The organism is Hyphomicrobium denitrificans 1NES1 (assembly GCF_000230975.2).
GTDB lineage: Bacteria > Pseudomonadota > Alphaproteobacteria > Rhizobiales > Hyphomicrobiaceae > Hyphomicrobium_B > Hyphomicrobium_B denitrificans_A.
Window position 1 is genome coordinate 1,508,966 of the sequence record NC_021172.1, and the last position, 12,155, is coordinate 1,521,120.

General features: G+C 61.3%; 9 protein-coding genes. 7 read left to right on the forward strand and 2 right to left on the reverse strand.

The genetic code is table 11. From position 1 onward, the window contains the following. Nucleotides 1-33 precede the first annotated feature (33 nt). Nucleotides 34-1,473 (forward strand): malonyl-CoA decarboxylase, encoded by a 1,440-nt coding sequence (locus tag HYPDE_RS07100; protein WP_015597731.1) that lies wholly within the window; start codon nucleotides 34-36, stop codon nucleotides 1,471-1,473. A gap of 150 nt (nucleotides 1,474-1,623) precedes the next feature. Beyond that, nucleotides 1,624-2,583 carry a KPN_02809 family neutral zinc metallopeptidase gene (gene ypfJ / locus HYPDE_RS07105; RefSeq protein ID WP_015597732.1) on the forward strand — a complete coding sequence of 320 codons (960 nt, stop codon included), beginning with the start codon at nucleotides 1,624-1,626 and terminating at the stop codon, nucleotides 2,581-2,583. 105 nt (nucleotides 2,584-2,688) lie between these two features. Here the strand turns inward: ypfJ and HYPDE_RS07110 are convergent, their stop codons facing one another. Continuing rightward, entirely contained in the window at nucleotides 2,689-3,558 is an 870-nt protein-coding gene (locus HYPDE_RS07110; RefSeq protein ID WP_015597733.1) for an SPOR domain-containing protein, read from the reverse strand. Between the two features lie 377 nt (nucleotides 3,559-3,935). Between HYPDE_RS07110 and glmU the strand changes: the two genes are divergently transcribed. The 4 genes from glmU (at nucleotide 3,936) to HYPDE_RS07135 (ending at nucleotide 9,532) form a co-directional block, all read left to right on the forward strand. Beyond that, entirely contained in the window at nucleotides 3,936-5,288 is a 1,353-nt protein-coding gene (gene glmU / locus HYPDE_RS07120; protein WP_041320979.1) for a bifunctional UDP-N-acetylglucosamine diphosphorylase/glucosamine-1-phosphate N-acetyltransferase GlmU, read from the forward strand. A gap of 144 nt (nucleotides 5,289-5,432) precedes the next feature. After that, nucleotides 5,433-7,253: a glutamine--fructose-6-phosphate transaminase (isomerizing) gene (gene glmS / locus HYPDE_RS07125; RefSeq protein ID WP_015597736.1), complete on the forward strand. Its 1,821-nt coding sequence runs from the start codon at nucleotides 5,433-5,435 to the stop codon at nucleotides 7,251-7,253. A 111-nt stretch (nucleotides 7,254-7,364) separates the two neighbouring features. Further along, nucleotides 7,365-8,663: an SPOR domain-containing protein gene (locus HYPDE_RS07130; protein WP_244437798.1), complete on the forward strand. Its 1,299-nt coding sequence runs from the start codon at nucleotides 7,365-7,367 to the stop codon at nucleotides 8,661-8,663. A 44-nt stretch (nucleotides 8,664-8,707) separates the two neighbouring features. Then, the gene (locus HYPDE_RS07135; protein ID WP_015597738.1) at nucleotides 8,708-9,532 is read left to right on the forward strand and encodes a DUF502 domain-containing protein; all 825 of its coding nucleotides are present in this window, start codon (nucleotides 8,708-8,710) and stop codon (nucleotides 9,530-9,532) included. On the opposite strand, the gene recG is transcribed toward HYPDE_RS07135, so the two are convergent. Further along, nucleotides 9,529-11,643 (reverse strand): ATP-dependent DNA helicase RecG, encoded by a 2,115-nt coding sequence (recG, locus tag HYPDE_RS07140; protein WP_041320129.1) that lies wholly within the window; start codon nucleotides 11,641-11,643, stop codon nucleotides 9,529-9,531. The two genes, HYPDE_RS07135 and recG, sit on opposite strands and share 4 nt — an antisense overlap. Before the next feature lie 231 nt (nucleotides 11,644-11,874). Here recG and HYPDE_RS07145 point away from each other — a divergent pair, with 231 nt between their 5' ends. Further along, on the forward strand, nucleotides 11,875-12,147 hold the full coding sequence (locus tag HYPDE_RS07145) for a succinate dehydrogenase assembly factor 2 (protein ID WP_144061219.1): 273 nt from the start codon (nucleotides 11,875-11,877) through the stop codon (nucleotides 12,145-12,147). Nucleotides 12,148-12,155: the final 8 nt, after the last annotated feature.

Below are 12,155 nucleotides of genomic sequence, written 5' to 3' on the forward strand. Positions count from 1 at the left end.
TAAGCATAAGTTAACGCGAGGTCCCTGGCGCCGATGGGTGAACGTGTGAACGTCTCGTTTTTCCAAGAGCTGATGAATTCGATTGCGGAGCAGAGCCGGGCGCTGCTGCCAAAAGCGCTGTTCGGTGCGGCGGGCGGAGACTCGATCGAAGTTCTGGCGCGGGCGCTGATGTCAGGCCGCGGAGAAGCTTCGGGCGTCGCGATCGCGAGGCAGCTTTTGATACAACTCAAAAAGGCATCGAGCGACGAGCGCTTGCAGTTCTATCGTTTCCTTGCCGACGAACTGCAGCCCGACGCCGCCGACGTTGCCGACGCGGCGCGCGCATATCTCGATCATCCTTCGGACAAGAGCCTCGCGCGCCTGCAGAATGCAGCCTACAGCCCGCGCATGGAATTCTTCAGGCGCCTCAATCTGGCGCCGGGAGCGACTGGAGAGATCGTGGCGCTCAGAGCGGATCTCGTCCGCCATCTCAAGGCCGACGATGCGCTGGCTGCCGTCGACCGCGACCTGCAACGGTTGCTGACGTCATGGTTCAATCGTGGTTTCCTGGTTCTCAGGCGCATCGACTGGCAAACGCCGGCGGCAATTCTTGAGAAAATTATCGCTTACGAGGCCGTGCATGAGATCCGCGGCTGGGATGATTTGCGCCGGCGGCTCGATCCAAAGGATCGGCGTTGCTTCGCCTTCTTTCACCCAGCACTCATCGATGAGCCGCTGATTTTCGTCGAAGTAGCTTTGACACGCGAAATTCCAGGTACGATCTCGGCCGTTCTCGATGCCCACCGCGACGATGACGACATGCCGCCAACCACGGCCGTCTTCTACTCGATCTCGAACTGCCAGGAAGGGCTCAAGGGCATCTCGTTTGGTAATTTTCTGCTGAAGCAGGTGGTCGAAGACCTCGTTCGTGACAGCCCGAGTCTCAAGACATTCGTGACGCTATCTCCGGCGCCGAGTTTCGCACGCTGGCTCGACCGGGTGCTCGCAATTGAAGGCGACACAGGCATCGACCGGGAGGAGCGTGCAGTCCTGGCGCGCCTCGAAGATCCACGCTGGGTCGATGACGTCGTCAAAGGCGTGCCGGGGAGTGAAGAGCTCAAACCGGTGCTGCTGTCACTCGCGGCACAATACTTCCTGGCGGTCCGGTCGGCGGATGAGCGGCCCGTCGATCCGGTCGCCCGTTTCCATCTCGGCAACGGCGCCCGGCTTGAACGGCTCAACTGGCTTGCCGACACGTCCGAGAGAGGGCTCCGGGAGGCTCACGGGCTGATGGTCAACTACCGCTATGATCTCGCCGAAATCGAGCGCAATCACGAAGCTTACGCACAAGACGGCACGGTCGCCGCGTCGCGCAGCGTCAGGGCTTTGCTCAAGTCGGGCGTCCAGGTGAAGGGGCTCGCGGCGACACCCGATCTTCTCGCGTTACCGAGCGCGACAAAAGCAAAACGCGCCCGTTCAATGGGCTCGGATTGATCTGTGGCACGGATGCGCAGGAGGCGTGAAGGAAGTCCTTGTCTTGGCTATTTCTCCGTGCAGTATGACGCGGCTGGCGTTGCGGAGCGCACGTTGATTTCGGTGGGCGCTGCTTGAACCCGGAACGCGATCATCAACGATAGGGCCGCCATGCGCTACGACCAGAACGACCGCGAAAGTTCGAACGTTGAAGATCGCCGCGGGGAAGATGGCGGCGGTCCCAGATTTCCCGGCGGTGGATTGCGGATTCCAATCGGCGGTAGCGGCGGCTTCAGCATCACGACTCTGCTGATTATCGGCGCGCTGATGATGTTCATGGGTATCAACCCGCTCGACGTACTGTTCGGCACGGGCGGGCAGATCAACATGCCTCAACTTCCGCAGTCCGAGCGGCCGGAGCAACGAGCGCCGCGCAACAACATTCCCGGACTGCCAGGTTCGCCTCAAACGCAAGCCGCCGGCGAAGACGACGAGAAGGCGTTCATCAGCCGCGTTCTCGCCGACACCGAGGATGTTTGGACATCCGTTTTCAAGAGTTTTGGCAGGAACTACCCCGATCCGACACTGGTCATCTATTCCGGTATCACGCGGACGGCGTGCGGAGCTGGCCAAGCTGCGATGGGACCGTTCTACTGTCCTCTCGATCAGAAGGTCTATGTCGACCTCGCGTTCTACGACGAGCTGAAGCGCAGATTCAATGTCAGCGGCGACTTCGCGCAGGCTTACGTCATCGCGCATGAAGTCGGCCATCACGTCCAGAAGCAGCTTGGCATTCTCGATAAAGTGCAGGAGCTGAAACAACGCGCCGACGACGAAGCGACCGCCAATCAGATTCAGGTGCGAACCGAGCTTCAGGCCGACTGTCTGGCAGGTGTCTGGGCAAACCTCAACGATCAGATGAAAAAGCGGCTGCAGCCAGGCGACATCGAGGAAGCCTTGAACGCAGCCTCACAGATCGGCGACGACATGATTCAGAAAAGGATGACCGGTCGCGTTGTCCCGGATGCCTTCACGCACGGCACCGCTGCACAACGCGTGCACTGGTTCAAGGCGGGATTCGAATCGGGGCGCATGGATGCCTGCGATACGTTCAACACGTCGAACTTCTAAGAACTGCTCGCCTGTTCTCGATCACGCACACCATAAGACGAAGAGACCGGCGGGCCCTGAGCTTCGCCGGTCCAAATCGGTCTTATGCTGGCCTTGCTGCTTCAGCTAAAGCGCGTTGCCGGTGAAGTCGCCGACTGCGCAGGACACAGCCAGCGCTTGAAGGTCCTTGCAGAGCTTGATTGCCTCGGCCTTCGTTTTGACCGGCCCTGCGATCAGGTTGAAGTTCGGGTTCGCCGGATCGCCGTTGGTCGTATAGCGCGCCTTCAGCCGTTTCAACTTGTCGCCGTGTTGTTGCGCAAGTTGGCTCCAATTCAAACGGAGACCTTCGACGCTCGAACTCGATGCGAGTTCGATGCCGATCGGTTTCTTCACGGGCTTCACGATCGCAGGACCGAAACTGATTTCGCCGCTATTGGCGGCGCTCGACTTGGGCTTCGCTTGCGCCGGCGACTTGTCGACACTGCCGGTGACGATCTGCGTTTTTTCCGGCGACGCATTGATGATCTTGGTTTGAGGCAGCGCGTGCTCGGTGGACGTGTCGAGAGCGCCAGGCGCGTCGTCCGCCGCTCCAATGACGTCCGTTCCGGTTTGCGGCTGCGGCGCCGAAGCAGATGCCGGCGGCGCCTCTGCCAGTCGCATTTTATCCTCGATCGCAGTCACCTGCGCGCCGAGCGTCTGCGTCTGTTGCGCCTGGTTGGTGACATCGGACTTCACACCCGAGACATCGAGTTGCAGGCTCGCCACCGACGACTTGAGGCCATCCACGTCCGCACTCAGTTTCATGAGGGTGGCTTGCGTCTCGGCGTTGTGCTCGATCTGGGCGCTGGTTGGCGTCAGGCTGTTAAGCCAATCAGGCTGGAATATTGCGACGCCGAGATATGCCAGTCCGAGCGCCCCGAGCATCGACCAGAGAGCGGCGTAGGGCGTAAAAATCGCGTTCCTACGAACCGGCTTATCGATGGCGGGCTTGGTCATGAGATGTGGTGTCCTAAGTTCCGTTTGGGTTCCCGGTAGTTCTGCGGCAGGGTTTGTTAGCCGAATCAATTTCGCCGCATTGGGAACGTTGGGTCGCTCGGCGCGCGTTCGCAATGGCCGGGCAGGATGTGTTGCGTCGAAGTTGTGGACGGTGGCATCGATGCACGCGACTCGGCCATCCCCAGGAAACTTCTGAGCAAAATTGATCTGATGGTGACAGAAACGCTGTCGATGTGGTGGCATGAGCGCCAATTCTTGTGCCTCCCTTGCCGCGAGGGGATTGCGGGCGCTATGGCTTGGCGCCGCTGACGCAGATCGTTGATCCGCACGGCATCTCTGAAGCCCACGGCCACACGCGGCCCAGCCGAAGGTCTCCCATGAGCGCATCGTCCCCGTTGTTCGTCGTTCTCGCCGCCGGCAAGGGCACGCGCATGAGATCGGGCGTACCGAAGGTGCTGCACAAGATTGCCGGTCAATCGATGCTGGCCCACGTGCTCGGGACGGTATCCGAGGTGCCAGGCGGCGTGGCAGTCGTCATCGCTTCCGACATGGATGCCGTCGCGACGGAGGCTCAGCGGATCATGCCGTCGGCGCAAGTTTTCATACAGCCATCGCAGCGGGGAACCGCGGATGCGGTCCTTGCCGCCCGGCCGGCGCTCGATCACCAGAACGGCGACGTCATCGTTCTCTACGCCGATACCCCGCTCATTCGCTCAGAAACACTTTCTCGGTTGCGCGCGGCTCTCGACGGGGGTGCCAACATCGCGGTGCTGGGATTCCGGCCCATGGATGCGTCAGGTTACGGGCGGTTGCTGACCGACCATAACGGCGCACTGGTCGCGATCCGCGAGGAGAAAGACGCCTCCGACGCTGAGCGGCTCATTGACCTTTGCAACTCGGGGGTGATGGCGTTCCGCGTGCCGAACATTTCGGACCTGCTGGGCCGCATCGGAAATGCCAATGCCAAAGGTGAATTCTATTTGACCGATGCCGTTGAAATCGGCGTCCGTAGCGGTCTGACAGCTACAGTCGTCGAATGCAGCGAAGACGAGGTTCTTGGCGTTAACGCCCGCGATCAACTTGCCGCCGTCGAGGCGATCTGGCAGGCCCGCGCCCGCTCTCAGTTCATGAGGGACGGCGTGACGATGATCGCGCCCGAAACGGTCTGGCTCAGCTTCGACACGCGGATCGCTTCCGACGTTCTCATCGAACCGCATGTCGTTTTCGGCTTGGGTGTGACGGTCGAGGAAGGCGCCAGAATTCTCGGCTTCTGCCACTTCGAAGGAGCGGTGATCGGCAAGGGCGCCCGGATCGGACCCTTCGCGCGCTTTCGCCCGGGCGCGCGGATTGGTGCCGACGCCCACATCGGCAATTTCGTCGAAGTGAAAAACACGACTCTCGGCCCCGGCGCCAAGGCCAATCACCTTGCCTATCTCGGCGACGGCGTGATCGGCGCCAAGGCAAATGTCGGCGCGGGCACGATCTTCTGCAACTACGATGGTTACGCCAAGCACAAGACGGAGATCGGAGACGGAGCGTTCATAGGGTCGAACGCGTCGTTGGTGGCGCCGGTGTCCATTGGGGCGGGAGCCTATATCGGCTCCGGCAGCGTTATCACGAGAGACGTCAGCGCCGGCGCGCTCGCACTCGAACGGAGCACACAGGAGGAGCGTCCGGGCTGGGCTGAGAGATTCCGCACCTTGATGGCGCGCAGAAAAGCCACAAGATAATGCAATTCGTTAAGGATAGGCGTAAGTTGCGGGCCCGAGCTGGCACGGCGTCTGCAAACGTTAAACTGAAACATTCTGTGATTTGAGAAGATCCTAAACCGCCCTCATCGTGCAACCAGAGGGTGAATCACGCGGGGACATCTGATGTGTGGCATCGTCGGGATTCTCGGGAAATCGGCCGTTTCAAGCGATCTGGTCGACGCGCTGCGGCGGCTCGAATACCGGGGCTATGATTCTGCCGGCATTGCGACGGTCGAAGGCGGGACGCTTGCGCGGCGGCGTGCCGAGGGTAAGCTCAGGAATTTGGAAAAGCGCCTTCTCGCCGAACCTCTCGCGGGACGCACGGGGATCGGCCACACGCGCTGGGCGACGCATGGTCGCCCGACCGAACGCAACGCACATCCGCACATGACCGATAAGGTATCGGTGGTCCACAACGGCATCATCGAGAATTTCCGCGAGCTTCGCACCAAGCTCGAAGCCAAGGGACACCGCTTCGATACCGACACGGATACCGAAGCCGTCGTCCATCTCATCACCGATGAACTCGATCAGGGCAACGATCCCGTCGCCGCGGTCGGCAGGGCGCTCGACCATCTGCAGGGCGCCTTCGCGCTCGGCATCATCTTCGCCGGCGAAGACGATTTGATGATCGCCGCCCGCAAAGGCTCGCCACTCGCCATCGGACACGGGTCGGGCGAAATGTACCTCGGCTCCGACGCAATAGCGCTGGCACCGTTCACCGACGCGATCACATACCTCGAAGAAGGCGACTGGGCGGTGCTGCGCCGTTCTGGCGCCGAAATCTACGACCGCCAAGGCGTGCGCACCGAGCGCCCGGTCATCAAGGCTGTCGCAAGCTCGCTGCTCGTCGATAAGGGCAACTATCGCCATTTCATGGCGAAGGAAATCAATGAGCAGCCGGAAGTGGTCTCACACACGCTCGCCAACTATCTCGACATGGCGGCGGGCCGCGTCCACTTCCCCGATCTCGGCGTCGATCTCGCGCAAGTCAGCCGAGTGACCATTTCGGCCTGCGGCACGGCCTACTATGCGGGCCTCGTCGCCAAGTACTGGATCGAGCACTATGCACGAGTTCCGGTCGATATCGATGTCGCGTCGGAAATGCGCTACCGCGAGCCGCCGCTTTCCGAGAATGGCCTCGCCATTTTCGTCTCGCAGTCGGGCGAGACGGCAGATACCCTGGCGACGCTTCGCTACTGTAAAGCCAACAAGCAGCGGATTGCCTCGATCGTCAACGTCAGGACATCGACCATCGCACGAGAGTCGCACGCCGCGCTGCCGACGCTTGCTGGACCGGAGATCGGCGTCGCCTCGACGAAGGCCTTCACCTGCCAGCTTTCCGTTCTGGCCTGCCTCGCAATCGCAATTGCGAAAGCGCGAGGAGAGATAACGGCCGAGCAGGAGATGGCGCTGGTTACGGCGCTGACGGAGGTGCCCCGGCACATCGCATCAATTCTGCGCCAGGATGAAATCTACCTTTCAGTTGCGCAGGATCTCGCGAAGGCACGCGATGTGCTCTACCTCGGCCGTGGATCGAGTTTCCCCATCGCGCTCGAAGGAGCCCTGAAACTCAAGGAAATTTCCTACATTCACGCCGAGGGCTATGCGGCGGGCGAACTCAAGCACGGGCCGATTGCGCTGATCGACGAAAGCGTGCCGGTCATCGTCGTCGCGCCGGAAGACGACCTCTTCGAGAAGACCGTGTCGAATCTCCAGGAGGTTGCAGCACGCGGCGGCCAGATCATTCTGATTTCGGATGCGGCGCCCAAGATGGTCGGCTGCAATACCGCAGCGCACATTCAGATGCCGAAGGTCAATTCGTTCATAGCGCCGTTGCTGTATGCGGTGCCTATTCAACTTATCGCGTACCAGACAGCCGTCCAGATCGGGACCGACGTCGATCAGCCGCGTAACCTTGCAAAATCCGTCACCGTCGAATGATGGGGGAAAACGTGGCGATATCGGGGCCCTGAAATTGCCCAGTTCGACTGGTTGCAATATGGGGAAGGGGGTATTGCGCCTAAAGTCGTCGCCATGGGGGAAGAAACGCACATGACGCAATTCCGGAAGCTCGCGCGTGGCACACTGCTCGCCGCCGCTGCTTGTGTGTGTGCGTTTGCTTCCATCGGCATGGGAGCCCCCTCGACCGCAGAAGCAAAAAAGGCAAAGGCCCCAGCACCTCAGAGTGCCGCGCAGTCAAGCGAAGATTCGAAGCTGTCGCCGGAAGAGCAGAAAAAGAAGGCGTCTCGGCAGGCTTATGATGCGGGCCTCAAGGATTTCGCCAACGGCCGCTATCAGCCCGCGATTGATCAGCTCTCGAGTGCGCTCAAAACAGGCGGTCTCTCATCGACGGAGATGGCGAAAGCGCTCTACACGCGCGGGATCGCCTACAAAAAGCAGAAGCAGCCGGGTCTTGCGATCTCGGACCTGACGAGTGCCCTTTGGTTGAAGAACGGGCTCAGCGCCGGCGACCGAGAAACCGCGACTGCGGAGCGGGCCGATGCCTACAAGATGGCCGGGATCGAGGATACCGGAAAAGGTCCCGAGCGGGTCGTTGGTACTCCGACATCTACCACCAAACCCGCCTCAACCGCTGCAGCCACACCCGCCGCGGGTCCCAACGCAGGTTCGGCGGGATTGTCGGCGGCCGCGATTGCGCAGGCCGCCGCCAACAACAACACCTCGAACGATTCCGGCGCAGCGCTTCCGGTCACTCGCCAGGATCCGTCGAGCACCGCCGCTCAGGATGCGGCACGGGCACGGGCGGCTTATGCACCGGTTAATTCGCTCGCGGGATCGGCGGCTACCGGCGGCACGTCAGAGCCCGCGCCTGCAGCCCAGACCTCGTCTCCTGCCCCGGCACCGTCGAGCTCTTTCGGTTCGGGCGTGACGGGCTTCTTCTCCAACATGTTCGGCGGATCCTCGTCTGCTCCCGCGGCAGGGACACAGGCGCCGGCCAGCGTCACAACGGCGTCGACAGGCACGGTCGCAGAAACGTCGAGCTGGAGCAGTGCAACGGTTGTCAATGAAGGCAGCGCCGCGAAGTCCGCCGACAAGACCCGCCAGGTCACGGCCGCCGCGAAACCCACACGTGCCACCAAGGGCAAATACAAAGTCCATATTGCTGCCTTGCGGTCTCGCGCCGAGGCGGAGGCCCTGGCGCAGCAGCTCATCGCCCAGCACGGAGCCGATCTCGACAATCATGTACCGACAGTCGATGAAGCCGTTATTGGCAGCATGGGAACCTTTTATCGCGTGCGGATCAATGGTTATGCTTCGCAAGAGGAACCGCGAAGCCTTTGCGATAAGCTCAGGACCAGTGGCCTAGACTGTCTGGTCGTGACAAACTGAGGTATGCCCGATCTCCGTCGGGTAACTCGCCCGAGTAAGGAGACATGAGCGCATCCCCGCCCGATCCCGATTCGGAACACGGTGCCCGGCATCACGCGGATGCGGAGGCAGCGCAGCTCACCGAAGGGCTGAAGAGGCTTGCGAGCAGCAGCGACGGCAAAACGGGCTGGCGCCTGGGTTCGCGCTTCCGAAATGCCTTCCTGACCGGACTCGTCATTGTCGGTCCGGTCACAATCACGCTGTGGATCATGTGGGGCGTGATCCATTGGGTCGATGCGTGGATCAAGCCGCTTCTACCGACGACGTTCAATCCGGACACCTATCTGCCGTTTCCTCTGCCTGGACTCGGGCTTGTCGTCGCGATCGCCGGTCTGACGGTCATCGGCGCTCTCGCCGCCAACCTGCTGGGGCGAACGCTCGTATCCTCCGGCGAACTGATGCTGTCGCGCACCCCGATCGTGCGCAACGTCTATGGCGCGCTGAAGCAAATCTTCGAAAGCGTGATCTCGACAGCCGGGCCGAACCAAAGCTTTCAGAAAGTCGGGATGATCGAGTTCCCGTCGAAAGAAATCTGGAGCCTTGTCTTCGTCACCGGCGAGACATCGGGCGAAATCAAGGATGTGGCGCCGGGTGGAGAAAGCGATCTTTTGACCGTTTTCATGCCTACGGGCATCGTGCCGCCGACGGGGTTCATCTGCTTCGTACCGCGGTCGAATGTCGTCTTTCTCTCGATGACGGTCGAGGAAGCCGCCAAGATCATCTTGTCCGGCGGGATCGTGATGCCCAGCATGGACGACAAAATGCGACGCATCGGAGCGGGCTTGAGGCCGGGATCACATTATCCGTTGGAACGCCAAAAGAAATCCTAGGCGGCACGAAACAGGCGCACGGCCTCATCGCATTCGAAGACGTAAAGCAACGTGCGCAGCGCTTGCCCGCGCGGCGACGTGAGATGGGGATCGTTGGCGAGCACGAGCGCGGCGTCATCGCGGGCGGCAGCGAGTAACGTCTCGTAACCCGGCACCTCGGCAACGCGAAAGCTCGGGGTTCCGCTCTGGCGGGCGCCCAGAATCTCGCCGCCGCCACGCAGTTCGAGATCTTTCTCGGCAATCTGGAAACCGTCTTCGGTCTCTTCCATCATCTTGAGACGTTGCTCGGCCGTCTCTCCGAGCGGCGCCTTGTAAAGGAGCATGCAGAAGGATTCCCGCGTGCCTCTGCCGACCCGTCCACGCAGCTGATGCAATTGCGCGAGGCCGAAGCGCTCGGCGTGCTCGATCACCATGATGTTGGCGTTCGGGACGTTGACGCCGACCTCGATAACGGTCGTCGCGACAAGGATCTTGATCTGGCCGTCGGCGAAGGCAGCCATCGTCTCGTCTTTGTCCTTGGCAGAGAGAGCACCGTGCAGGAGACCGACACTCTCTCCGAAAATCTGGCGGAGATGTGCGAACCGTTCTTCTGCGGCGGCAAGATCGGTCAGCTCGGAGCTTTCGATCAGCGGGCAAACCCAATAGACTTGCGCACCTTCGGCGAGTTGCGCGCGAATGCGATCGATCAGGCGTTCTAGCAATTCAAGCGGCACGGCTTTGGTGGTGATCGGTTTCCGCCCGGCGGGCTTTTCCGTAAGCTTGGAAACGTCGAGATCGCCGTAATGCGTCATCAGCAGCGTTCGCGGAATCGGCGTTGCCGTCATCACCAGGACGTTTGTGTCGTTGTTGGCACCTTTCGCTTGCAATGCCAGACGCTGGTGCACGCCGAAACGATGCTGCTCGTCGATGACGGCGAGAGCGAGATCCTTGAACACGACATCGGATTGAAACAGCGCGTGCGTGCCGATCAAGATGTCGATGTCGCCGGATGCAAGGCGTTCTAGGATTGCGTCGCGCGCTTTGCCCTTTTCGCGGCCTATAAGCAAGGCGACCTGCAAACCCGCGGCTTCGGCAAGCGGCATGATGGTTTCGAGGTGCTGGCGTGCAAGGACCTCAGTCGGCGCCATCAAGGCGGCCTGCGCACCGGCTTCGATCGCGACGGCCATCGTCATCAGCGCAACGACGGTTTTACCGGAGCCGACATCGCCTTGCAGCAGGCGCAGCATGCGATGGGGTGCCGCAAGGTCTTCGGCGATTTCATCGAGGGCGATTTTCTGCGACGGCGTCAGCGTGAACGGAAGCGCCTCCGCGATTTTCCTTCGCAGTTGACCTTCACCCAAGAGGCGGCGGCCGCGTTCGGTTTTAAAATTCTGGCGAACGAGGGCGAACGCCAATTGGCCCGCTAAAAGCTCGTCGTAGGCAAGGCGCTGCCAGGGCCCTGCGCCGTTCGAGACATCCTGAGCATCGACTGGGCGGTGAACCCGGCTGACGGCCACTTTGAAATCTAGCCAGCCGCGCGCTTCGAGCCAGCGGCGCTCCTGCCACTCGGGCAGGTCCGGAACGCGATCCGCAGCCTGCCGCGTCGCCTTGACCATGATTTTGCCCGACAACCCGGCGGTCAACGGATAGACAGGTTCGAGCATCGGCAGATCGTCACGCGCCTCCGGCGCAACGATATAATCCGGATGTGTCATCTGCAGCGCTTCGCCGTAGCGTTCGATACGTCCCGAGACGAACCGCAATTCTCCGATGGGGAGCTGCTTTTCGATGAACTTCCGCTCGGCGTGGAAGAACACGAGATCGATCCGGCCGGTATCGTCTTCGCAGGTGACTTTGTACGGGGCTTTCCTGTTGCCGCGCGGCGGCGCCTTGTGCTTCAGCACTCTGAGCTTCAGCGTCACGATGCTGCCGGGAACGGCGGAGGCAAGCTCGGGCTCAGCGCGCCGGTCGATGACGCCGGTCGGCATATGCCATAAGAGGTCGATCACGCGTGGCTCGGCGACACCTGGCGGCAGTGTCAGACACTTCTTCAAAAGCAGGATGAGCCGCGGGCCGATCCCGGCGATCGTTTGCGCCGATGCGAACAGCGGGTTGAGAAACGAGGGACGCATTGTCGAATTGGCTTGCCGTTGAGGAATCTCGCGCCCCGCCGTCCGATAACGTGGAGAGCACGGCGATAAAACGAGGGTCGCGGCAATAAGCACCGACCTTCGCGCTAGGCGTCAAGGGCGGCGGGCGCTATAGGAACCCTTCGCACGGACGGCACACCGTGGCGGCTGATCGCTTTCCAGTCAAGCCGCGAGGGGCCGCTATCCCATTTTGCCATGCAACCCGGATTCACAATGGCGGACGATCTCGATGTGCGGCGGCGGCGCGCCTCCTATCGCGCGCACCACCGCGGCACGAAGGAGATGGACCTCCTGATAGGGCGTTATGCCGACGCTCGGCTTTCCGCATTGTCGGGCGATGCGCTGGAGCACTTCGAGAGGTTCCTGAACCTTCCCGATCCGCTGTTGCAATTGTGGATTTTCTCGGGCGGAGCTGAAAGCGGTGAATTTCAGGATCTGCTCACCGATATTCGCATTTTTCACCGGCTCGCCGCTGATGCAGACTGATGTCTTTC